We start from the raw sequence: 20,504 nt of genomic DNA on the forward strand, positions 1-20,504 counted from the left end.
TCGCATTATGGTGGACCTCGGGGTAACGTGTCAGGGGGACAAATTACGAACCCAAGAGGTAAATCATGATGACGCACTTTTTCGCAGCATTTCTCTACTTTGTAGAAAAGACCCTTGGGCTTAGTAAGCCGGTCCGCTCATCCGAGAAGCCCAGTAGAGATGGTGAAAATTCATACATAAATGCACTGTCAGACGATGACAAGTACAACTACCAGTTAACACTGGATAAAATATGCCAGCGGCTACATATTGGCAGCAGTTTGTCACAAAATATCCTTTCCAATCATATTGATATATTAGAAAGTATATGCAATGTATTGGTTCGAAAAGACATAATAATCAGGGAGCCATCAGAGGATGTGTTAAATATATACACTAAAAATGCAATAATTCCATTAATCTGCACAGACATATATATATTTAAAGAGCAATCGAGTGAAGAATCCATTTATTATCATCTCGACAAAATACTAAGACAGGAAAACTTAACATTAATAAAAAAGAGGCAAGAAAGGTTCAGAAAACTAACAGCACAAAAATACATACGAGAGTTAATTAAAAACAACTACATATTAAAGTTTTGCGAATCAAGAAAAGATGAAAAACCTGAACCATTCATTCAAGAGCTATTGGACTATTTAAATGAATTACACAAGAAAGGAAACCAAACCTGCAAAACATTAAATGAAAAAATTAACCTCTGTGAACAAAGACTTCTTGATAATTATTTTGATACTTCTGTTTTTAATTTAAATTCAATTTCCGCTGCTTACACCGCCGTTATAATCCTACAAGATATAGACAATAAAACAGGTATGTTTGGTCACTTTCACAAGACTTACAACCAAATTGCCACTAGGTCTAGTCCATTGCTAAATAATTTAAAAAATGCGCTAAGATGCGCACTTGAAAGTAATTACAATATATTTAATGAAGATGATGAAGCTCTCGGGATGTTGCTAGGATGGGACCCAATATTGCTAGTAAAAGAAAGACGCATAGACCGAATAAATAAAATTGTTGATTGTGTTTTACGACTGTTTGACACACCTTTAATGCCTCCTTTCAAAGATGCATTTGATTTTGCAAAACTGAATGAGAACTTGGACTTATTATCACATATGGTATATCCACCACCTGCGCCTTATTTTTATAGCCTCGACATTGATAATGGACATATAAATTTTGAACGCAACCCAAGTGAAAACCCCATTCACACCAATTATATCGTGTTTGATAGGAATTATTTCTCTACTATAGCTGAACTCGCAGATGACCCAACTAACCAATATCAAGATTATTTTTCCCAATATATCCCCCTACTCGAAATACTTGATTCCCTTCAAAGGGCATTACCCGAAAAAGCCCTGGATGTGATCGATAACATAAACGAATTCAGTTTATCAACATTTGGATTCAATAAGTATGCATTGGCTGTACTGACCATTGGTTTATTGTATAATCAAAAAGCAAGCGAAATAAAAAACATCTCATTATTACCACAAGTGAACGATACGCTTAATCATGAAGGGAATATATCCATCCTTTTATATAGATCTCGCTTTTTAGATTCATGGCTTTCAGAGGATTCTTACAATAAACATTCTGTGATTTTTAGCCTAAACCAATATAGACATTACAACTTGTACCTTGCAAAAGCTATTTATTGTTATAATTTTACTATTGCGCGACATACTACACCGGCTAGTGGCATTCATTATAACGTATTTGAACAGCCTCTTTTGACTGTAGATATACATAATTTGAACTATGACTCAAAACTGATTTGCCATAATTTACTTGAACATTTAAATATTGTATGCGGTAAAGTATTATCTGGTTTAGATAAAGTTAACACCGATGTGGATCTGAAAGATCCTAACGCCCTTGTAAATTTTGTATATGACTTAAGTAGAGCCAAGATTATTTCAAGAAATGAGTTCATGAGTAATCTAATCCACTGTATTACCGACTCCTCACTCGGAGCATGCCTCCTAGACTACTTAACTCTCATAATGCTATTTTCTGTTCCTGGCGATAATGTTAATAACATTATAAAGCTTGGTGAGAAAAGCGATGTTGTGCAGTTATTATTTCTAGCATACGAGGAACTATCATCTAGAATGTCAAAAAAGTAGCTTGCTAGTGAATGACTTTCAATTTATATATTATATGTAACTTGTTGAAAAGTATGTTTTTATAGCTTTGGTTGATGTAAAACCACTCACAGAGGCATCGAGTCTTGAGTCAGTTCACGCTCCTGTTCGTACTAAGTTACTGCAGCCAATAAAATACGATCACCCCAAGTCCTCTCCAGATACTTTCAGATACAAATATCAAAAGTATCTGGGATCTCCCCTAATAGCGCCTCTTTGAATTGGAACCATGCCTCTCATATGAAGCTCTGCAGCATCAATCTATATGAATATATTTTGTGGCAATCTGGCATTCTTGATACTGTTGTTAGAGTTAGCCTGAAATATATGTTTCATCTATACGGCAATCACCACCCAAATATCCCTTAGCGCTTCAGCAACATCCTACTTTCACAACTATTTTTGATGTATTTATTCAATACTGAATACATCACCAAAAATCATTTAATATATTATGCCTCTCAATATGCTAACCTATACGGTGAGAGTAACTTGTTCCGTTCTCCCTCTACCTAACGAATCAGCTTCTAACGTGATGCAGCACCATGAGTGCTCTACACCTTTATAAATGCTCAGTGAAATAAATTTAATCTGAAAATGGAGACCTTCTCAGAGGGGGTGGAAACCTTTGAGCTCAGACTTGCATTGATAAAATGCTTAAACTCGAAGCGAGGATGTTGTGAAATATCATTTTCGTTGACCATCGAACTGTAAATTTCTTAATTTATAAGGGAGCAGTCCTTAACTGGCGGCTCTTTGATGTGTTCGCATCAATAATAATACTGCGCCTCAATCACCGAGCAACTGCTAAATTAAACACCAATGAAATGTAGTTCGCTTTGCGACTAGACGTCATGCTTTTTATTCGAATAGCCCCCTCTAAGACACGCGAACAAGAATAACTCACATCTCGCTGAAGAGACCAAGTAACATGGTCACTAGACATTTCCCCATTGAAATAGATAAATGGGTGGGGCTTCCGAGTTTCGTCTTGGTAGCTCAGGGTTGTCGCTTTTCCGGTCCGATTGAAAAGCAACTCAGATAGATATTATCAAGGGAGAGTAAACACATATCGCTGTGAAGCTGCTTGGGAGCGTCATTGCGGCCTCCCAAGTTATTGACCCTGGCATCGGGTGTCGGCCAGTCATCAATGTGCACTGCGAGCCATTAAGGGGCCAGTCGTGCCACCAGCTTATCTACCACCTCCAGCACCAGCTCTCTGTCCGCTGTATCGAGCTTGGCCAACTGTTGGCTGAGCACAATGCCTTGTTCGGTGGGGCGGTTGCTGGTCTCACGCAGGAAGTCTGCAAGCTCACAGCCAAACAGCTGAGCCAACTGTGCTAGGCGCACTACGGTCGGCACCACGAGACCTCGCTCCATCCGGGAGACGGCTTCCATCCCTATATCCAGGTTTACTGCCACTTGCTCCTGAGTTAGCCCCGCCAGCTGGCGTTGACGTCCAATCGCTTTGCCCACGCTCTTGGCCAGCTCTTCAGAGTTGATGTTTGTCATACGTCCTCCAGTCAACCCTAATAGTTGACTATGGACTTCCATTGACATTAAGGACCCTTTGCGATGAGGATCACCTCATTAGATCTAATTCATTGAAATAGTCACCCCAACATCGAAAGGAGTTCGACACGACCTAACCTCAATCCATCCCCTTGGTGGCATTTGGCTGTCAGCCTGCACCACCATTAACCCATTACGTTTACATCCGTTAGTCCGACAGGCTCGCCTCGTCGGTCAGGCATCCCTTTGCCATTTTATTAAGGAGAGATCATGAATCGCACACTGCTTTATCCCTTACTGCTGGCCTCTGGCCTATCACTGAGTGCCTGCAATGCAGAGTCTGCCGATGGCCCAGAATTCAGTCTAGACGTGGAGTACACCGCTATTGGACGGCCTCAGATCGTCGTCACCTCGCTCAACGATCAAGTCACCATTCAGAAAGTGCTGATTAATGGCGGCAAGAGTAAATGCCGGGTGATGCTGCGCAATGATATCGGTGGTCAGCTTGGGGGGACCCATTTCCCATTCAAGCTCAATTACACCGAAAACTGGCGGCTGGTCATGACCGAACCGTGCCGATTGAGAGAGGTCACCCTCTTCACCAATCTGGGCAATGCCTCTTACACCATTGAATAACTCGTCTGGAGAGTGACATGACAGAAAAATTCAAACTAGCACTGTGGTGCACATGGTTATCGCTTTTTGCCTTACCAGCCTGGGCCGCGCCTGAATTCACGGTGCCAACGGTCACTAAACGGGTACCGGCCAACGTTGAGGGCACCCTCAATTTCGCCAGCATGCAGTTTTGGATAGAGACCTCGAAAGGGGAACGCATCATGCTGATGCCGCTGGATGAAGATGAGCCAAGGCTCATACCCAAGGTCAGCCAGCCGGTTGCCCTGAACGGTTTTATTCTCACCTATTCAGATGGCAGTCGTTACTTCGAGCCCTCCTTTGCCCCCGCGTCCACCGCATCAACTACCACGTCATTTACCATCGTGAAAAATGACGATGACAGCATCGAGATCCGGCATGGGGGTGAGGTGCTGCTACGCACCGATGAATATGACGCCATCAAACTCACGCACCGTTTGCCGCTGGCCAACGGGCAGGCGGTCTTGTTTGAGCTGCACAGTGGCGGTGTGGCATGCCCGGCACTCTATCAGTTGGCGGTCGCCCAGACGGGGGCGCTGACCATGCTTTCACAACCCTTTGGTACCTGCAGCGATGAAGGCAAGCTGACCCCCGCCCCCAACGGTTTCACCCTCGACCTGCCCGGCAATCCTCGCCAGCGCTGGGTATGGGATGCCAGCAGCTTGACGCTGCGAAAGCAGTCCTGACCACCAGCCACCACACACTCACCACCATCAGGGCACCTTCGGGTGCCCTCTTTTTTATGTCGCATTTTATTTAAGGAACGGTTCATGCCATTACCACAATCAGGGGACCACCTCGTTTCCCCCCGCACCGGTTACCAGCACCACGGTCTCTATCTGGGGGACCATCTGGTCATCCATTACCAAGGGGTCAGTGCCGGAACACAGTCCGGTCAGATAGCTATCACCACGCTTGCCGAGTTTTGCCAAGAGCACGATTACCACATCCAGCACCATGAGACTCGCGCCTACAACCGGGAGGAAAGCATCGACCGAGCTTACTCCCGCCTTGGGGAGGCGCACTACAGCACCATCTTTAACAACTGCGAGCACTTCGTGCTCTGGTGCATTGAGGGCTTTCACTACAGCAAGCAGATTAACCAGCTCATCGCCACTGGCTATATCGCACATCAGGCGCTGCGCACTGTGGCAAGTCAACCCACCACCTCAGCACTCGCAGGGCTGACCACCAGCACCATGCTAAGTACGTCAACGCGCACAGTGCTCGCAGCAACGGCGGGTTCGCTGCTGAGCACTACTACTGTTCCCATCACGCTTTCCCTCGCAGCTACTTATGGCCTCTACCGCGCCTGGCGCTGGTTCAGGGATTAACGGTTCTCACATTCGATACGAAAGGACCCACCATGATGACCATGCCATTTTACCTGGCAGGGATGGCCCTGCCGATTTCCCCCGCGTTACCTGACTTGCTGCGTAGCGTCGTGCGGGAACAACGACTCGACCTTACCCACCTCTCGACTCTGACTTTAAACTTTCGCAGCCCCGGCTACAGTGCCGAAACGGGTGGCGTCCATCCGGTAGCGCTGCGGCTGATTCGGGGATTGCACGGTTGGGTCTTCGATTACATCATCGACTTCAGTTATCAGGGGCTCGGCCAGGATGCAGAGCTCGGCAAAGAGCTCGACTTCAACCTCTCCTGTGATGAGCACTATCTGCAGGGCTGGGGACCACTGCCCGACGTGGAAGCGCGGGAACCGTTTACCCTGTGGCAGCGCAATTTCATTAGCTACGCCCAGTTGGGGTATTTCACCGTCGCGGTCAGTGGGAAGTAGGAGGTGTGTGATGACTAACGAACTGCCGCTCTCCCATACCTCGCGCCAGTGGCTGGGAGTGGTCGCAGCGAAGGCTAAGCTGCAGCCGACTCGCCAGGGCCAGCGCTGGTTGCTGCACCTGACGCCTTGTAGCAAACATGCACGCACCGTCACGCTACATCTGCGCTGGTCTGGGGTGCAGTGGCAACTGATCTCCCTCACCAATGCCGAGGACTGGCGCACCATGACTCAGCCCGTGGATGAAATCTGCGTGGACTCCAAGCGCCAATGTTTCTGGCGCTGCCAAGCAGGCCCCATCCCGCTCTCTGAGCAGCCCCGTGTGCTGGGACGCTTTTTGAGCGACCTGCAGCGTAGCTGCATTCATCACGGCTATTGCGTGGAGAGTGACCCCTTACCCCAAGAGGAGGCACATGATGCCCAAACAACCGATAGCCGTTGAGCTGGAAGCCATCAATCGAGAGGGGGAAACGCAGGTGGTGCGTGACAGTAGCCTGACGGTTCAGGGCTACAGCGTCTACCTGCGAGCAATGGAGGCCAGCGGACTGGCACTGGCCACCTGGGTTGCTGACTACGACACCATAGGCCCAGCTTACGTACTGGCCGAACGCTTGAGCCTGGCGCTGGCCATCCCGCTCACCGTGCTGGTCCCCGGACCACTAATGCCGGTTAAGCAGGAACCCACCACCAGGGAAGGCGTCACCACTACGGCCCACTGAACTACTCTCCAAGTGAACCAACAACACCTCTGCATTTAGCCCCGGTATGCCTCGCGCTGCCGGGGTCTTTCATTTTAAGGAGACCTCCATGCGTTACCACAAACTGAAAGCCGGGGAATGCCCCGGTACTTATGTCGTCACCGAGCCGGTGACCGAGCAAGACCTGCTGCGTATTGCCAATCAGATTGCCAGGAAGCGTTTGGCCAAAGGCACCGCCATTACCAGTACTACAGAGGCCGCCGAGCGGCTTCAAACCCTGCTGCAGGACCGGGAGCATGAAGTGTTTGGTGCGCTATTCCTCGACTCCCAACACCGTGTACTGGTTTTTGAGGAACTGTTTCGCGGCACCCTCGACAGTGCCAGCATCTACCCTCGGGAAGTGGTCAAGCGGGCCTTGCTACTCAACAGTGGGGCCATCATCGCGGTGCACAATCACCCCAGCGGTGACCCGGAGCCCAGCCAATCAGACCGGGTCTTTACCCAAGCCCTCAAAGAGGCCCTGGCCCTGGTCGATATCCGGCTACTCGACCATCTGGTGGTCGGTGCTGAGGGCGTGGCCTCGCTGGCTGAGCGAGGTCAGCTATGACTCTAACCCCAGGTAAGTCACACCTCACCACCCTCGATATCCTCCTCGAATTGCGCTGCTGGCTTGCTGACAACGTCGAGATGCAGGCCGAGCCCGCTATCGTGGCTCACATGCCTAACGGCTACCTGCTCACCCAGGCTGACTGCATCGAGGCCATTGATGCGCTGCTGCATCAGCTGCGTCATTAGCCGCGTCACGAGGGAACAAGCACCATGCGATTACCCAATCCCTATTCCCTGGAGGAAACCCTCGAGAAGCTGCGCCATCGGCTGGCTGCCACCTGCAACGAAGATGCACTGACGTTGCTGGGAAAGGCCGCAACCAAGGCGCGTGATGACGAGGGTTATGCCAAGCAGCTTGAAGAGACCTTGCAACGGGGATCCACCATCGAGATCCGCGAGTGCCTCAGCTGCTTTGACGACTACTTCGAGCGATCCCGAGACGCACCGCCCTATTACCCGCACCACGATGCCGTCAATAGCATTGATTGTGCGCTCTACGCCATCCTGTTCGCTCTAGCTCACCCAGAAGCCGAGCAGGCGCACGAATAACGCCAGCATCCCCAAACCCGGATCATCAGCGCCAACACCATGATCCGGATATTCCGACATCACTCAGCAAGGCCACCTCACTGCAGGTGGCCTTTTGCATTTCAAGGAGTCATCCCCATGTCTGCCTTCATGATCGATCGCAAGGACTACCTGGCCTTTGCCGTACAGTTACACCGCATTTTGCAATGCCCCCATGCCACCGCACTACACCCTTGAGCTGCTGCGCACCCTCTGGTGGAACTCACCAATGGATGTCACCAGTACCTGGACGTGGCGAGTAGACAGACTGGTACGGCTGATGATGCTCGCTAATCGGCGTGCAGTCTGGCATCGCTATCAGCTAGGGCGTCAGCAGGACCGTAAGGAACCACGCCAGCACCGCTCGACCAAACTGAGTCGGTTTAAACCTGCCCATCGTTACCACCAGGGACCTCTCACCGATAGCGAACTGGTGGCGCTCTACAAATTCACCTGCTGCACCCTGTACCAATCGAGTGAATGGAGTGGGAGTCCTGAGCAGGCTCCCCGGCTGGTGAAGGTGATACAGCAGTTTCAGCAAGCACTGGCGCAAGACGTGCTGACCCGGCTGTCACTGTGGGAGCAAGCACCTTGGGGAGAGATGTGATGCCTCTCTCCATCACCCTGACGGTGACAAGCTCACCGCCGAGCTCAACTGCCCAGATAGCCCAGCGTATCGCCGATGACATGGCACACCTGCATCATCGTCTGGGTGATGGGGTCAGTGATGAACTGGGGATCAGCATCAGTTACCTGGTCGAACAGTTTGCGCTGCTGGCTGCGGCTTACCGTTCACCTGCAGAAAGAGAGAAACACCCATGATCGAATTCAACGATAGCTTCACCCAGGTCGCAGTCGCTCAGGCAATGAGCACACATAGCGATTTGCATCGGCTCATTACCTATCAGCTCACCTTCCCGAAGTGGGCACACGACTATGACGAGACCGGCAAGCGCACTGGCCCCGACAAGATCAAGCCCGTGCCAACGATGCACAAGACCTCGCTGTTCGTGAGTCCACTGGACATGGTGGACAACCTGCCCCGCGAGATTAATTTTGCGTGGTGGGAGCGTGAGTGCAACGACCTCGGCTATCCCGTTGGGGAGTGGCGACGCACCATTGTGGGTGCCTACTTCAACCACGGCACCAACGACACCCCAAACTGGAGCAGCCACACATGAGCATCTTCGAGCACATGACATGGGGACTGGGCACCCCGAACCTGCCCAAGCTGGGGGCTCGAGCCATTCTGCAACGTGGTTATGTTGATTTCCTGGGCGACCGTGCCGGTATGTACGGCGAGCCAGACGAGGCGTGGCGGGCCGAGTGCGACACGGTGCTGCCGCACTTCCTGCGTGAGTTAACCAAGATGGCCAAGGCATACCAGATATGCACCGACATGGACGCGGTGTTTCGCCTTGAACACAAGGGCTGGGTGTGTGAAGCCAGTCCGAGGCGCAGCTACGGCTACCTCTACCTCGACATCTACCACCCCGCTAACTAGCGGGGTGTTTGTTTCAAGGATAAATATCATGAACAAGTTCTATCACGTAGGCACACTGGCCCGCCGTGAAGTCACCGCCCTGCTGCACACGCTGACGCACAATACAGCCGGCAATGCCGAGGGGATCCTCAACTACGTGGGCAGCAAGCTGAACCCCTACGACCCGCGCAAAGAGAAGACCAAGGCACGGCACACATTGCGCCGGGTCAAGAAGGCTATGAAGGCAGGGCGTATCCCGCTTGAGCTCACCGTGACGGGTTGCCGCATCGACCGGGGGTGCCATCAGGCAGACCGTTACTACTACGACCGGACGCTACTGGCCCAGGGCTGGCAACAATACGATACCGAGGAAGACGCCTGGTACTTTGGCATCTGGATCCACACAGAGAAGCTGGAGACCTTTACCTACGCCGAGGGTGATATCAGTCATGTGATGGCGCCGAACGTCGAGGCGTTTCGCTCTGAATTGGCGCGGCTCTACCAGTACCACCCGCAGGCCCCAGCATTTATCAGCATCGACCCGGAGGCGGGCATTGTGACCCATCATTTTGAAAGCAAGCCGGAGGTATGAAATGGCTAAGAACATCGCCATCAAGGTGCCCGGCAAACATCCACAAACCGGTGAGCTCACCACCTTCGAGCTCAAGGGCCAGCGCATGGATATCGACATCGGCGGGCAGGCTGTGCCCTTCCTCATTCATGGGAGCGGCATCGGTACGTCGCTCACCCATATTCCGAGTGGCTACCGCATCGCGCTGCTCGGCGGCTGGCTTACCGCTCGTTACGCAATTCCTGAGAATAAGCCCAGCAGAGCGGCCTGCGCCCAGATGGCCATAGACCTGCTGGTAGCCCAGTACGGCTCGCGGCACCTGCTGGACCGGCTCAATTGCAAGCCGGTTATCAATCAGCTGTAACGCACAGCCCAGACAACAAGGAGCGATGCAATGACCAACACCATCCCTGCAACACCTGACCCACTGGCAGGCCATTCGGTTATGCAGATGCTGGATGTCGCCATGAGTTCCATCATCGGTGATTACGATGACGCAGACCTGGCGCCTGAGTGGCAATGGGTCAAGCAAATGGCCTCCCATGAACATGTCGGTGTGAAGGATGATTCCGCCTATGAGTTCACCCTGAACCTGGCTATGGAGCTCGATGCTATCCCGCCAGCACTGCAACCCTTAATTACTGCCGCCCAACAGGCTGGTGTGAACTACATCCTGTTTTACAACGGCTAGCCACTGCGCCTGTCACTGCGGCCCGGCAAACAGACAAGACCACCCAAGCCCAGCTCATTTACACACTGCATAAAGGGCCAGCCCTCACAGGCTGGCCCTTTGCATCATTGGAGTCACCGAACATGACCCGTCTTATCACCGGACTCGAGGTGCATCGCTATGCCCCCGAGCTCAACAAGCTGCACCTGCGCAACCGGCAGACGTTACCCGCTCCCGGCATCACCACCATCAAAGAGGCCAAAGCCCACCTTTTTGGCCGCTGGCAGCCAGGGCATCAGGTAACCATCACCGTGAGTCACCCTGACTACATCAATCTCTCCCGGCTCTACCGGGGGCGACTGGCCAGCCTGACTGAACTCTCGGAGCATCTGACCAGATTGCGCCAGCGCCACAACGTGCCCGGCACCATCATCGACATTCAACTGAGGTATCGCTAATCATGACCGCGACAGCTACCAACACCAATGACCAACAACCCGCAGCCCCAGACCAGCCCACGCGGATTTTTGCGCAGTGGGGTTTACCCCATACCGTCACCCCGCGCTTTGGCGCTCGTCTTATCCAAGAGCACCACCGACTGCACTTTCTGTCAGATCGGGCCTCACTGGTTGGCGAATGGGCAGAGGTGGCAATAGACCAGCTGGAAGCCGCTTTCCCAACCATCATCAAGGAACTGGAAGCCAAGCTGCTGACCGGTGAGCTGGATGCCCGATGCCAGCAACGTATCACTGTCCAACACGACGGTTTCACCTGTGAAGCTGACACCTTGGGAAACCATGGTTATGTCTACCTGGCGATTTACCATACCCAAGGCACAGCAGATCGGCATGAGTTCATTCTCTAACTTGGCATTCCTGCTCCCATAGAAAGCTCCTATCGAGTCGTATTGGTGGACAATCTCATCCGTCCCATGTCGTAATGGGAGCAATTAATTTCGTGGTAAGCCTAAGGATAAGAACGATGGAATCTGCTCGTGATAAACGCACCGGTGAGATCATAGAGGCTGAGACCCTTTGGATGTTGGTGCATGTCGATAAGGATGGTTACGAGTGCTGGGGATGCGGCATCGATATGTACCCCTCATCCTGGAAAAAAGAGAACAAAAAGAGGCCCTCATTCAACAAAATGCCGGGAAAGGAACATCTCATCCATTGTGATGCAGATGCTGAACGGGAAGTGATCAGCCAAGGACAGACACAAAGCGTGCGTCAACAATTGGACTCATCGCCAGGGTTGTCGCCTTCAGGGCTAGTGCTAATAGATAAACGGCCAGGGACAGCTACTAATCAAGGAAACGGAATAAACGGTTCAACCTCGGTACATTCACCAACCGTAGCTGCTGGTCATGGTAATGGCCCCCAACGCACTTCCAGACGCAAAGCTCAAAGCATTCGCCCTATCTGTCGTGCGTTCATCAACTTCCCCCACGACCGTAACATCTCTTTGGAGATCCCTGGGATTGAAGCCGACAATTACCTGACGGCGTTCAAGAGGTTAGGTAGCCCAATTCAGAAGTACCCCGATAAGAAGATCTTTTATTCCGAGTTGTTGTGGCTACCGATCACCCAGAGCGAGGAGCGGTTAATTATCCCCCTAGCAGGAGAATGGGAAGACCGGAAACCCTCGAAAAACTATCAGCTCCATGTCGAGTGGAAATCTTGGTCACAAGCCAAAAAAACCATGTTACTTAACGAGTTAGATGCAGCAAAGGAAGAGGCCAAACAGGCTAGAAGGGGTGGTAGGAAAGATAAAGCATGGGTGTTTTTTATTGGAGAACAGAACGCAGACCACCTAGAAACGTTTTATGTCAGTGACTCTCGCTTGATCTGCTCGATTATTGGCCACATTGTCTATCCGAAATATGAATAGGCAATGCAATGAAGCATACGACGCAACGCTGGCATTCGTAACGCGCTACGTTTTACGGGTAGTAGCACAAGGGGCAGCCACCGGAAAGTGGGGCCGATACTTGTCCAAAGGAATGCGATAGAGGAGAAAGGCAGCCAACATCTAATGGCATACTCACTGGCATACCAAAAATCACAGACACAAAAAAGCCCAACCGAATCAATCGGTTGGGCTATATAGATGGCGGAGGAGGTGGGATTTGAACCCACGGATGGTCGCCCATCGCCGGTTTTCAAGACCGGTGCATTCAGCCGCTCTGCCACCCCTCCGCGACAGTGCGGCGAATATTACCCATGGCGATCCGGCTTGTAAATCCCCTCGCGGTGCGTTTGCCGATTTATTGGGCTAAATGACGTATAAAGTCGACAAAGGGGGCATAAGCAGCGCTTTTTCAACCAGATAACTTGACTTGAAAACAGACTCACCCACTATAGTGGCCATCACGAAATTTCCAGCAAGATGGACTTATGAGAATCAAACATGCCCTGCTTTGCGCCCTGACTGGCGCCACCCTGCTTGCGGCGCCGGTTCAGGCAAGCGAGCTGACCAAGAGCGATGTCGAGCAAATCGTGCGCGACTATCTGGTCAAGAATCCGGAGATCCTGGTCGAGATGTCCAATGCCCTGCGCGCCAAGCAGGAGAGCCAGCAGGCGGCCAACGACAAGAGCCTGATCCAGGCACATGCCAAGCAGCTCTATGCCAATCAGGATCCCGAGAGCGGCAACCCCAAGGGCAGCCTGACCGTGGTCGAGTTCTTCGATTACAACTGCGGTTACTGCAAGCGCGCCCATCCGCTGATCAAGCAGCTGCTGGGTGAAGACAAGGACATCCGTTATATCTACAAGCAGTTCCCCATCCTGAGCGAGACCTCCTACTTCGCCGCTCGTGCGGCGCTGGCGGTGCAGCTGGGTCAGCCTGACAAATACCAAGCCTTCCACGAAAAGCTGTACGCCCATCAGGGCCCGCTGTCCGATGAAGCCCAGGTGAAGCAGCTGGCGGAAGCGGCCGGGGTGAACTGGAGCAAAGTCGAGGCCAAGATCAAGGACGGCAGCATAGATAAGAACCTCGGCACCAACCGGGCGCTGGCCGAAGCCATGAGCATCTCAGGCACACCGGCCTTCATCATAGGTGACCAGATACTGCGTGGTGCCCCTCGCGATCTGGCGAGCCTGAAAGGCTTCATCAAGGATGTGCGCGCGGGCAAGAGCATTCAGTAACCCAGCCCTTCGCACATAAAAAACGCCCCGGCATCGCGATGCCGGGGCGTTTTGCCATTCAGGCTTGGGCCCCTCAGGCCTGATGGGCCGTCGCGAGGAGCTGTCAGCAAGGCGAAGAGCTGCGCAGGGACCGGAGTTTATATGAATAAATGAGGCTCCCGAGCAGCGCATGATCCTTGATCACGGCTTCGCAGTAGGGCCATAGCCGTTCGGGTTCTGGCTTTGCCAGCGCCAGGTGTCCACCATCATCCGCTCGAGCCCGCGCTCCGCCTGCCAGCCCAGCTCGTCACGGGCCTTGTGCGGCTCGGCCCAGCATTCGGCTATGTCACCGGGGCGGCGAGGTTTGATCTGGTACGCTATGGTACGGCCGCTGGCCGCCTCGAACGCCCTGATCATCTGCAGCACGGAATAGCCCTGACCGGTACCCAGGTTGTAGGTGAAGACACCGGTATCGGCAGCGATGCGGGCCAGCGCCTTGAGATGACCGAGGGCGAGATCCACCACGTGGATGTAGTCACGCACGCCTGTGCCATCCGGGGTCGGATAGTCGTTGCCAAACACTCCCAGCTCCTTGAGCTTGCCGACCCCCACCTGGCTGATATAGGGCAGCAGGTTGTTGGGGATGCCGTTGGGATCTTCACCTATGAGGCCGCTTTCGTGGGCGCCAACCGGGTTGAAGTAGCGCAGCAGCACTATGGCCCAGCGCGGATCGGATTTGGACAAGTCACGCAGTATCTCTTCCACCATCAGCTTGGAGCGACCGTAGGGATTGGTCGCGCTGGTGGGGAAATCTTCCCGCAGCGGCACAGAGGCCGGATCGCCATACACTGTGGCGGAGGAGCTGAACACCAGCCGGAACACGCCCGCCTTTGCCATCTCCTCGCACAGCACCAGGGTACCTGTGATGTTGTTCTGGTAATAGGTGAGCGGGATCTGGCTCGACTCCCCCACCGCCTTGAGGCCGGCGAAGTGGATCACGGATTCAATCTTGTGGGCGGCAAACAGCTGCTGCAGACAGGCTCTGTCCAGCACGTCCCCTTCCACGAAGATGACCGGCTTGCCGGTGATCCGCTCGACCCGCTTGAGGGACTCGGGGGAAGAGTTGGACAAGTTGTCCAGCACCACGACCTGCTGCCCGGCATTGAGCAGCTCAACCAGGGTATGGGAACCTATGTAACCGGCGCCGCCCGTGACCAATATTGTCATTTTTTATCCCGTGTTCTGGTGAAACTGGGCTGAGTGTACCCGCCCAGTCACAACGGGAAAAGGCCGAGATGTTCATGGCGTCCTCAATAGTCGAGGCTGACATCCCCCCTGGCGGTACAGGAGCAGGCCAGTGCGACGCCGCCCTCCAGATCCTGCGCACTCAGCGTCATCACGCTCTGCCGTTCGATCTCGCCAGTCGTGGTACAGCGACAGGCGCCACACACTCCGGCGCGGCAGGCAGCCATCATGGTCTCGCCAGCCCCTTCCAGGGCGGCCAGCAGGGTCTGGCCCGGCAATATCTTCACCTTCTTGCCGCTTTTCTTGAGGGTCAGCCAGAAATGGTCGCTGGCGGCCGCAACCGGCGCCGCGCCCGATGTAACAGCAGGCAGGCCGAACGACTCCTGATGCAACTGCTCCGCTGGCAACCCCAGCTCCGCCAGCATGGCGCAGACGGCGGTCATGTAAGGTGCAGGGCCGCACAGATAGACGTGGCGAGCGAGCAGATCCGGTGCCAATTCCCTCAGCATGTCCGGGCTGAGTCGGCCAACCCAGGGATAAGCCGTCGGTGCCTCTTCCAGTATCAGTGCGTGGCGCACGCCGGGGTGAGCCTCGGCCAGCGCAGCCAGTTCGTCCGCGAAGATCAGATCCTGGGGCGAGCGGGCGCTGTGAATGAAGCGGATGTCCGCCTCGGGCAGTTTGGCCAGCTCGTCGCGCAGCATGGCCCACATGGGGGTGATGCCGGAACCGGCGCTGAGCAGCAGCGGTCGCTCGCAGGGCAGCGCCGTCAGGTTGAAGTCGCCGAAGGGGCCGTCGACCCGGATCTCGTCCCCCACCTGCAGACTCTGGTGCAGATGGTGGGAGACCCGCCCCACATCCTTGATGGTGACTTGCCAGCACGCGTCCTGCGGGCTGGAGGAGAGGGTATAGGCACGGCACATGGGCCGGCCGTCGATCATCGTGTGCAGGGTCACGCACTGGCCGGCCAGCACGGGGGGCAGACTGCCTGCAAGCGGCGCGAACTGCCAGCTCACCACATCATGGGTGTCGGCGCGACGACCAATGCAACGCAGGGTGAGAGAGGTGGAGGTCATCACAAGGCTCCTCATTTTGAAAACATGTTTTTGAAACACGACGCTTTGAAAAAAAGGCGAGCCATCAGGCTCGCCAAAGGCTTACAACACGCTGAGATGATCAGGCCGGCGCGGCCTGCGCTATCACCGGATTCAGGCCGCCAGGATCTCGGCGAGATCCGCTTCGGCCGTGGTGGTCCCTTTCAGCCCGAACTGCTCCTCCAGCACCTTGAGCAGGGCCGGGGTCAGGAAGGCCGGAGCGGTCGGGCCGGTGCGAATGTCTTTCACACCGAGCGCCAGCAGGGTGAGCAGGATGACGATGGCCTTCTGTTCGAACCAGGAGAGCACCAGGGTCAACGGCAGGTCGTTGACGCCGCACTCGAACGCCTCGGAGAGCGCCAGCGCGAGCTGGATGGCGGAGTAGGCGTCGTTGCACTGACCCACGTCCAGCAGACGGGGAATGCCGCCTATGTCGCCAAAGTCGAGCTTGTTGAACTTGTACTTGCCGCAGCCCAGGGTGAGCAGCAGGCTGTCTTGCGGGGCGGCCTTGGCAAACTCGGTGAAGTAGGCGCGCTCGGCCTTGTCGCCGTCACAACCGCCCACCAGGAAGAAGTGGCTGATTTCACCGGCTTTCACCTTGTCGATCACCGCTGGTGCCGCCTGCATCAGGGCATTGCGGGCAAAGCCGATGGTGATGAAGTGCTCGAGTTCTGTGTGTTTGAAACCTTCCAGCGCCGATGCCTTCGCCACCACGGCGGAGAAGTCATCCCCTTCCAGGTGAGTCACGCCCGGCCAGCCGACGATGGAGCGGGTGAAGATGCGGTCGCTGTAGTCGCCCACGTTCGGATCTATGATGCAGTTGGAGGTCATCACAACGGCGCCGGGGAAGTTCGCAAACTCCTTCTGCTGGTTCTGCCAGGCAGAGCCGTAGTTGCCCACCAGATGGGGGTACTGCTTGAAGAAGGGATAGGCCAGCGCCGGCAGCATCTCGCCGTGGGTGTAGACATTGATGCCGGTGCCTGCGGTCTGCTCCAGGATCAGCTTGAGATCCATCATGTCGTGGCCGGAGACCAGGATGCACTTGCCCGGCACCGGGGTGACGCGTACCTGGGTCGGTTCCGGGTGGCCGAAGGCGGTGGTTTCACCGAGATCCAGCATCTCCATGATTTTGAAGTTGAGCAGGCCGATCTCCATGGCACATTTGAACAGGGGATCCAGCTCGCTCGGGTCCGTGCTGAGCCAGCTCATGATGCGATGGAACTCGGCGGCCACGGCGCTATCCTGCTGACCCAGCACCCGGGCGTGCTCCATGTAGGCGGCGGCGCCCTTGAGGCCGTAGAGGCAGAGCAGACGCAACCCCATGATGTCTTCATGCACCTCGCTCTTGCCGCGATTGACCGCGGTTTGCGGCGCATGGGCCAGCTGGGCGAGCAGCTCGTCACCCGGCTCGAAGCCGGCGGCCTCGGGCAAGCCGGTGACTTGCACCGCCAGTGCAGCCAGACGGTCGGCCAGCTGCTGACGATGAGCCAGCGCCTGGTTGACATAGCCAACGATGCGGGCGGAGTCGAAGTTGACGTTGGTGAGGGTGGCGAAGAAGGCCTTGGGCACGAAGGCATCGATCTCGTTGTCGATGACGCCGTGCTCGCGAGCGGCCAGCGCCCAGGCACTGAGGCCCTGCAGCGCATAGATCAGCACATCCTGCAGATCCGAAGTTTCAGCCGTCTTGCCGCACATGCCTTGTGCATAAGCACAGCCATTGCCTGCCGGGGTACGAATTGTCTGTTCACATTGCACACAAAACATCATGCCTCTCCTAATTGGACATTTCAGTTACTTGTTTTGTGGCGATTCTATGCCCCTCGCCAAAAACTTAATAGGCATTCAATTTGCCAATTAAGTTTTCATTGACGCAGATCAAAAACAAAAAAGCCGCCCAAACAGGGCGGCAAGCGGGTGGATAAAAGGAGAGACAACTCGGGTTTACAACAAAGGTTTACAACAAAACTCGCTTCAACAAAGGATCAGGCCAGATAGGCGCGCAGCATCCAGACCAGTTTTTCCTGCTGCTGCACATAGTCGGAGAGGATGGATGCAGTCCCCTCGTCGCCGGCCTCGGCGGCTTGTCCCAGGATCCGGCGTTGGGCGACCAGCAGCTCGCGGAAGCTCTCAAGCAGGGATTCGACACAGGCACGGCCGTCATGCAGTCCCTTCTGCTCCGGGATGGCAGAGACTTTCAGGTAGTCGCTGAAGCTGTGCATGGGTACGCCATCCAGGGTGAGGATGCGCTCGGCCAGGGCATCGACCTTCAACAGCAGATCGTTGTAGATCTCTTCAAATTTCAGGTGCAGTTCGAAGAACTGGTTGCCGCGGATATTCCAGTGGAAGCCACGAACGTTCATGTAGAGGATCTGGTAGCTGGCCAGCAACTTGTTCAGCTCGGCGGCCAGGGCTTGTGATTGAACGGTATCAAGACCAATCGGACTTTTCATGTTTCACCTCCAGATTTGACGACGGAGCCAGATTAGCTCCCTTCAGACTCAAAAGGTAATAGTTGCTGCCTAACTGATTGATAGCGAGCGGCTATCGCCAAGTGCACCCATCAGATGATCTGGCATGCCTCACCCCGGACGCCGCTCGATATAGAGGATCACCTCGCCCAGATGAATGCCGAACTTGCTGATCTCGGCCCGATTGATCAGGCGATCTTCATCCAGCAGATACATCCAGTCATCGAAGCTCACCCGCACCAACTCCCCGTCCGGCAGGGCCAGATCGAGCTGATAGCGCCAGTTGAGGGCAAATCCTTGGGTTTTGCCTACTGCCTCCCCCACCACGTCCGATGCCGTGCCGCGCCAGTGACCATCCGCCCCCTTGCTCAAGAACCAGGTGCGAGTCTGCCGGCGGCCGTCATCGAAATAGAACTGCTCGAACAACTCCCCCTTGCCACCCTGCCAATGCCCCTGCATCTCGACCCGGAAGCGACTGGTCACTTCGCCGCTGCGGTCTGTCACCAGGCCATGAGCCACCAGCTTGCCGTTGAAGAAACGGGCGAGATCCCAGTTCGGCCCCTGACCACGGTAGTCGTCCAGATTGCTGCCACACCCCGTCAGCACCACGAGTGATAACAAGAGCAGAAAGCGACAATAACGATAGAAAGACATTGAGTATTCCAGCATCAGAGTTGACCCCGCAGGCGGCGAGTGAGCGCGGGATCGAGACTGTTGTCGGCGAGCCAGATGGCCAGAAAGGCCGCGGAGAATTGGGGATCGGCGAGGCTGCCGAGCGGCCGTTCGTGCCACCAGAAATGGCCAAATCCGGCCTCATCCACATAGAAGGCAAGTCTGTCTCCCACCCCCACATCGGGCCAGAGCACCGCCAGCTGATCGAGCCAGCGCCGGCGATCGGCATCGCTGCCGAGCCCGAGTCGCTGCCACTCCTCGGCGGTGGCCGTAAGCAAATCACTGCGTTTGATCTCTCTGGCGTAGGTGAGGATCAGCGCCTGTGGATAATGGCCCGGCTCATAACGGCCACTTGCGCTGTAGAGGGTAGCGTCATAGAGCTTGAACCAGAGCCAGCTCATCTCTCCCTGCCCCACGGCTCGCAGCGGCTGCCAGGGCGTGGAAGGGGCCTCTTTGGCCAGTGAACACGGGCTGCTCAAGGCCACGATTAGCAGGCTAATTCCACCCCATGTGCCAGCTCGCGGGATCTTCCAGTTCATGCCAATCCATCTCCTGTTCCAGCAGGGTGTTGATATCCTGCATCACCACGCGGGCCAGTTGCCCCTGCGCATCCCGCTGGCATGACACCACCAGATAGAAGCGCTCGGTCAGCTCGTGCTGGCTCTCTTTGGTCCACTTGGAAAACAACAAGGTGTCGGTCGAAAAGGTGTTCATCTCGCTTCACCCTCCAGCTTGACCGTTACCCACAGGAGTACGGGTAACCACCACATCCAGATCACCGCCAGCAGTGCCGTGCTGATCCAGATGCCCCAAGGTAAGTGTACTGCGCCCATGGCTGCTCCCGCCACATAGGAGGAAGCGCCACCCGCCATGCCAAACAGCCCCTGCTGCCAGCGGGGCAAGGGGCGCAACCAGCGCATGCCGTGGGCCAGCGTCAGGGCAAATCCCAGCCAGAGCAACACCAGCCAGAGGGGAAAACCGGCCGAAAATTGAAACAACCCGAGCTGCCAGAGCACGCCATCGAGCAGACAGCCGGCCAGGGCCACCGGCCATAACCGCAGATCGCGCCTGCGGCTGGGGGAGAAGAGAAAGTGGAGCAACAGCATCAGCAGCAGCGGGCCCGGCTGCTGCCACTTTACCGCCAGCAACCAGTAGAGGTTGAACCCCAGCAGCTGGGCCCACTGCCACATG

General features: G+C 54.8%; 30 protein-coding genes and 1 tRNA gene. 21 read left to right on the forward strand and 10 right to left on the reverse strand.

Annotated features, from left to right (window positions below; all coding sequences use genetic code 11):
- Positions 1-65: 65 nt before the first annotated feature.
- A complete protein-coding gene (locus CK910_RS23990; protein ID WP_157774676.1) occupies positions 66-2,138 on the forward strand; it encodes a hypothetical protein in 2,073 nt (690 codons plus the stop codon).
- A gap of 1,185 nt (positions 2,139-3,323) precedes the next feature.
- Here CK910_RS23990 and CK910_RS22990 read toward each other — a convergent pair.
- Positions 3,324-3,668, reverse strand: coding sequence for a helix-turn-helix domain-containing protein (locus tag CK910_RS22990; protein ID WP_098984845.1), 345 nt, complete (start codon positions 3,666-3,668; stop codon positions 3,324-3,326).
- Between the two features lie 270 nt (positions 3,669-3,938).
- Between CK910_RS22990 and CK910_RS22995 the strand changes: the two genes are divergently transcribed.
- The 19 genes from CK910_RS22995 to CK910_RS23085 all read left to right on the forward strand — a co-directional run bounded on the left by CK910_RS22995 (position 3,939) and on the right by CK910_RS23085 (position 12,602).
- A complete protein-coding gene (locus CK910_RS22995; RefSeq protein ID WP_098984847.1) occupies positions 3,939-4,304 on the forward strand; it encodes a hypothetical protein in 366 nt (121 codons plus the stop codon).
- A gap of 17 nt (positions 4,305-4,321) precedes the next feature.
- The gene (locus CK910_RS23000) at positions 4,322-5,008 is read left to right on the forward strand and encodes a hypothetical protein (protein ID WP_253852780.1); all 687 of its coding nucleotides are present in this window, start codon (positions 4,322-4,324) and stop codon (positions 5,006-5,008) included.
- Between the two features lie 84 nt (positions 5,009-5,092).
- A complete protein-coding gene (locus CK910_RS23005; RefSeq protein WP_098984851.1) occupies positions 5,093-5,656 on the forward strand; it encodes a lecithin retinol acyltransferase family protein in 564 nt (187 codons plus the stop codon).
- 35 nt (positions 5,657-5,691) lie between these two features.
- Positions 5,692-6,117, forward strand: coding sequence for a DUF2787 family protein (locus tag CK910_RS23010; RefSeq protein WP_172955449.1), 426 nt, complete (start codon positions 5,692-5,694; stop codon positions 6,115-6,117).
- A gap of 10 nt (positions 6,118-6,127) precedes the next feature.
- On the forward strand, positions 6,128-6,556 hold the full coding sequence (locus CK910_RS23015; RefSeq protein WP_098984855.1) for a hypothetical protein: 429 nt from the start codon (positions 6,128-6,130) through the stop codon (positions 6,554-6,556).
- Positions 6,531-6,833 carry a hypothetical protein gene (locus CK910_RS23020; RefSeq protein ID WP_098984858.1) on the forward strand — a complete coding sequence of 101 codons (303 nt, stop codon included), beginning with the start codon at positions 6,531-6,533 and terminating at the stop codon, positions 6,831-6,833. The genes CK910_RS23015 and CK910_RS23020 overlap by 26 nt, the downstream gene beginning before the upstream one ends.
- Positions 6,834-6,921: 88 nt before the next feature.
- Positions 6,922-7,419 carry a RadC family protein gene (gene radC, locus CK910_RS23025; RefSeq protein WP_098984860.1) on the forward strand — a complete coding sequence of 166 codons (498 nt, stop codon included), beginning with the start codon at positions 6,922-6,924 and terminating at the stop codon, positions 7,417-7,419.
- On the forward strand, positions 7,416-7,607 hold the full coding sequence (locus CK910_RS23030; protein ID WP_098983709.1) for a hypothetical protein: 192 nt from the start codon (positions 7,416-7,418) through the stop codon (positions 7,605-7,607). Before radC ends, CK910_RS23030 begins: the two co-directional genes overlap by 4 nt.
- Before the next feature lie 24 nt (positions 7,608-7,631).
- Positions 7,632-7,970, forward strand: coding sequence for a hypothetical protein (locus CK910_RS23035; protein WP_172955316.1), 339 nt, complete (start codon positions 7,632-7,634; stop codon positions 7,968-7,970).
- A gap of 157 nt (positions 7,971-8,127) precedes the next feature.
- The gene (locus CK910_RS23040; protein WP_253852696.1) at positions 8,128-8,595 is read left to right on the forward strand and encodes a hypothetical protein; all 468 of its coding nucleotides are present in this window, start codon (positions 8,128-8,130) and stop codon (positions 8,593-8,595) included.
- A complete protein-coding gene (locus tag CK910_RS23045; RefSeq protein WP_098983708.1) occupies positions 8,595-8,810 on the forward strand; it encodes a hypothetical protein in 216 nt (71 codons plus the stop codon). Before CK910_RS23040 ends, CK910_RS23045 begins: the two co-directional genes overlap by 1 nt.
- Positions 8,807-9,169 (forward strand): hypothetical protein, encoded by a 363-nt coding sequence (locus CK910_RS23050; protein WP_098983707.1) that lies wholly within the window; start codon positions 8,807-8,809, stop codon positions 9,167-9,169. Before CK910_RS23045 ends, CK910_RS23050 begins: the two co-directional genes overlap by 4 nt.
- Positions 9,166-9,492, forward strand: coding sequence for a type IV toxin-antitoxin system YeeU family antitoxin (locus tag CK910_RS23055; RefSeq protein WP_098983706.1), 327 nt, complete (start codon positions 9,166-9,168; stop codon positions 9,490-9,492). Before CK910_RS23050 ends, CK910_RS23055 begins: the two co-directional genes overlap by 4 nt.
- Before the next feature lie 28 nt (positions 9,493-9,520).
- On the forward strand, positions 9,521-10,063 hold the full coding sequence (locus tag CK910_RS23060; protein ID WP_098983705.1) for a hypothetical protein: 543 nt from the start codon (positions 9,521-9,523) through the stop codon (positions 10,061-10,063).
- A gap of 1 nt (position 10,064) precedes the next feature.
- Positions 10,065-10,406, forward strand: a complete 342-nt coding sequence (locus CK910_RS23065) for a hypothetical protein (RefSeq protein ID WP_098983704.1) — start codon at positions 10,065-10,067, stop codon at positions 10,404-10,406.
- Between the two features lie 30 nt (positions 10,407-10,436).
- A complete protein-coding gene (locus tag CK910_RS23070) occupies positions 10,437-10,733 on the forward strand; it encodes a hypothetical protein (protein ID WP_098983703.1) in 297 nt (98 codons plus the stop codon).
- 122 nt (positions 10,734-10,855) lie between these two features.
- Positions 10,856-11,170: a hypothetical protein gene (locus tag CK910_RS23075; protein ID WP_098983702.1), complete on the forward strand. Its 315-nt coding sequence runs from the start codon at positions 10,856-10,858 to the stop codon at positions 11,168-11,170.
- A 2-nt stretch (positions 11,171-11,172) separates the two neighbouring features.
- The gene (locus CK910_RS23080; RefSeq protein WP_098983701.1) at positions 11,173-11,577 is read left to right on the forward strand and encodes a type IV toxin-antitoxin system YeeU family antitoxin; all 405 of its coding nucleotides are present in this window, start codon (positions 11,173-11,175) and stop codon (positions 11,575-11,577) included.
- A gap of 116 nt (positions 11,578-11,693) precedes the next feature.
- Positions 11,694-12,602: a hypothetical protein gene (locus CK910_RS23085; RefSeq protein ID WP_098983700.1), complete on the forward strand. Its 909-nt coding sequence runs from the start codon at positions 11,694-11,696 to the stop codon at positions 12,600-12,602.
- Positions 12,603-12,822: 220 nt separating this feature from the next.
- Here the strand turns inward: CK910_RS23085 and CK910_RS23090 are convergent.
- A tRNA-Ser gene (locus CK910_RS23090) sits at positions 12,823-12,910 on the reverse strand.
- Between the two features lie 198 nt (positions 12,911-13,108).
- On the opposite strand from CK910_RS23090, the gene CK910_RS23095 reads away from it, so the two are divergent.
- The gene (locus tag CK910_RS23095; RefSeq protein ID WP_043134406.1) at positions 13,109-13,858 is read left to right on the forward strand and encodes a DsbA family protein; all 750 of its coding nucleotides are present in this window, start codon (positions 13,109-13,111) and stop codon (positions 13,856-13,858) included.
- A 180-nt stretch (positions 13,859-14,038) separates the two neighbouring features.
- On the opposite strand, the gene galE is transcribed toward CK910_RS23095, so the two are convergent.
- From galE to CK910_RS23135, 8 genes are all read right to left on the reverse strand, one after another.
- Positions 14,039-15,064 carry a UDP-glucose 4-epimerase GalE gene (galE, locus tag CK910_RS23100; RefSeq protein WP_043554742.1) on the reverse strand — a complete coding sequence of 342 codons (1,026 nt, stop codon included), beginning with the start codon at positions 15,062-15,064 and terminating at the stop codon, positions 14,039-14,041.
- A gap of 83 nt (positions 15,065-15,147) precedes the next feature.
- Positions 15,148-16,155, reverse strand: a complete 1,008-nt coding sequence (locus CK910_RS23105) for a hybrid-cluster NAD(P)-dependent oxidoreductase (protein WP_098984862.1) — start codon at positions 16,153-16,155, stop codon at positions 15,148-15,150.
- A 132-nt stretch (positions 16,156-16,287) separates the two neighbouring features.
- Positions 16,288-17,937, reverse strand: a complete 1,650-nt coding sequence (hcp, locus tag CK910_RS23110; RefSeq protein ID WP_098984863.1) for a hydroxylamine reductase — start codon at positions 17,935-17,937, stop codon at positions 16,288-16,290.
- 218 nt (positions 17,938-18,155) lie between these two features.
- Positions 18,156-18,623 (reverse strand): Dps family protein, encoded by a 468-nt coding sequence (locus CK910_RS23115; protein WP_021140949.1) that lies wholly within the window; start codon positions 18,621-18,623, stop codon positions 18,156-18,158.
- A gap of 129 nt (positions 18,624-18,752) precedes the next feature.
- Positions 18,753-19,295: a DUF3833 domain-containing protein gene (locus CK910_RS23120; protein ID WP_172955407.1), complete on the reverse strand. Its 543-nt coding sequence runs from the start codon at positions 19,293-19,295 to the stop codon at positions 18,753-18,755.
- A gap of 14 nt (positions 19,296-19,309) precedes the next feature.
- Positions 19,310-19,852 (reverse strand): chalcone isomerase family protein, encoded by a 543-nt coding sequence (locus tag CK910_RS23125; protein ID WP_098984867.1) that lies wholly within the window; start codon positions 19,850-19,852, stop codon positions 19,310-19,312.
- A complete protein-coding gene (locus CK910_RS23130; RefSeq protein WP_043134397.1) occupies positions 19,809-20,027 on the reverse strand; it encodes a TIGR02450 family Trp-rich protein in 219 nt (72 codons plus the stop codon). The genes CK910_RS23125 and CK910_RS23130 overlap by 44 nt, the downstream gene beginning before the upstream one ends.
- Entirely contained in the window at positions 20,024-20,503 is a 480-nt protein-coding gene (locus tag CK910_RS23135; protein WP_098984868.1) for a DUF2878 domain-containing protein, read from the reverse strand. The genes CK910_RS23130 and CK910_RS23135 overlap by 4 nt, the downstream gene beginning before the upstream one ends.
- Position 20,504: the final 1 nt, after the last annotated feature.

The sequence above is a fragment of the Aeromonas sp. CA23 genome, assembly GCF_002587065.1.
In the GTDB taxonomy this organism is placed as follows: Bacteria; Pseudomonadota; Gammaproteobacteria; order Enterobacterales; family Aeromonadaceae; genus Aeromonas; species Aeromonas bestiarum.

Coding starts and splice junctions, on each gene's coding strand:
- CK910_RS23990 (WP_157774676.1), top strand. CDS start 66: ATGATGACGCACTTTTTCGCAGCATTTCTCTACTTTGTAGAAAAGACC.
- CK910_RS22990 (WP_098984845.1), bottom strand. CDS start 3,668: ATGACAAACATCAACTCTGAAGAGCTGGCCAAGAGCGTGGGCAAAGCG.
- CK910_RS22995 (WP_098984847.1), top strand. CDS start 3,939: ATGAATCGCACACTGCTTTATCCCTTACTGCTGGCCTCTGGCCTATCA.
- CK910_RS23000 (WP_253852780.1), top strand. CDS start 4,322: ATGACAGAAAAATTCAAACTAGCACTGTGGTGCACATGGTTATCGCTT.
- CK910_RS23005 (WP_098984851.1), top strand. CDS start 5,093: ATGCCATTACCACAATCAGGGGACCACCTCGTTTCCCCCCGCACCGGT.
- CK910_RS23010 (WP_172955449.1), top strand. CDS start 5,692: ATGACCATGCCATTTTACCTGGCAGGGATGGCCCTGCCGATTTCCCCC.
- CK910_RS23015 (WP_098984855.1), top strand. CDS start 6,128: ATGACTAACGAACTGCCGCTCTCCCATACCTCGCGCCAGTGGCTGGGA.
- CK910_RS23020 (WP_098984858.1), top strand. CDS start 6,531: ATGCCCAAACAACCGATAGCCGTTGAGCTGGAAGCCATCAATCGAGAG.
- radC (WP_098984860.1), top strand. CDS start 6,922: ATGCGTTACCACAAACTGAAAGCCGGGGAATGCCCCGGTACTTATGTC.
- CK910_RS23030 (WP_098983709.1), top strand. CDS start 7,416: ATGACTCTAACCCCAGGTAAGTCACACCTCACCACCCTCGATATCCTC.
- CK910_RS23035 (WP_172955316.1), top strand. CDS start 7,632: ATGCGATTACCCAATCCCTATTCCCTGGAGGAAACCCTCGAGAAGCTG.
- CK910_RS23045 (WP_098983708.1), top strand. CDS start 8,595: ATGCCTCTCTCCATCACCCTGACGGTGACAAGCTCACCGCCGAGCTCA.
- CK910_RS23050 (WP_098983707.1), top strand. CDS start 8,807: ATGATCGAATTCAACGATAGCTTCACCCAGGTCGCAGTCGCTCAGGCA.
- CK910_RS23055 (WP_098983706.1), top strand. CDS start 9,166: ATGAGCATCTTCGAGCACATGACATGGGGACTGGGCACCCCGAACCTG.
- CK910_RS23060 (WP_098983705.1), top strand. CDS start 9,521: ATGAACAAGTTCTATCACGTAGGCACACTGGCCCGCCGTGAAGTCACC.
- CK910_RS23065 (WP_098983704.1), top strand. CDS start 10,065: ATGGCTAAGAACATCGCCATCAAGGTGCCCGGCAAACATCCACAAACC.
- CK910_RS23070 (WP_098983703.1), top strand. CDS start 10,437: ATGACCAACACCATCCCTGCAACACCTGACCCACTGGCAGGCCATTCG.
- CK910_RS23075 (WP_098983702.1), top strand. CDS start 10,856: ATGACCCGTCTTATCACCGGACTCGAGGTGCATCGCTATGCCCCCGAG.
- CK910_RS23080 (WP_098983701.1), top strand. CDS start 11,173: ATGACCGCGACAGCTACCAACACCAATGACCAACAACCCGCAGCCCCA.
- CK910_RS23085 (WP_098983700.1), top strand. CDS start 11,694: ATGGAATCTGCTCGTGATAAACGCACCGGTGAGATCATAGAGGCTGAG.
- CK910_RS23095 (WP_043134406.1), top strand. CDS start 13,109: ATGAGAATCAAACATGCCCTGCTTTGCGCCCTGACTGGCGCCACCCTG.
- galE (WP_043554742.1), bottom strand. CDS start 15,064: ATGACAATATTGGTCACGGGCGGCGCCGGTTACATAGGTTCCCATACC.
- CK910_RS23105 (WP_098984862.1), bottom strand. CDS start 16,155: ATGACCTCCACCTCTCTCACCCTGCGTTGCATTGGTCGTCGCGCCGAC.
- hcp (WP_098984863.1), bottom strand. CDS start 17,937: ATGTTTTGTGTGCAATGTGAACAGACAATTCGTACCCCGGCAGGCAAT.
- CK910_RS23115 (WP_021140949.1), bottom strand. CDS start 18,623: ATGAAAAGTCCGATTGGTCTTGATACCGTTCAATCACAAGCCCTGGCC.
- CK910_RS23120 (WP_172955407.1), bottom strand. CDS start 19,295: ATGTCTTTCTATCGTTATTGTCGCTTTCTGCTCTTGTTATCACTCGTG.
- CK910_RS23125 (WP_098984867.1), bottom strand. CDS start 19,852: ATGAACTGGAAGATCCCGCGAGCTGGCACATGGGGTGGAATTAGCCTG.
- CK910_RS23130 (WP_043134397.1), bottom strand. CDS start 20,027: ATGAACACCTTTTCGACCGACACCTTGTTGTTTTCCAAGTGGACCAAA.
- CK910_RS23135 (WP_098984868.1), bottom strand. CDS start 20,503: ATGTGGCAGTGGGCCCAGCTGCTGGGGTTCAACCTCTACTGGTTGCTG.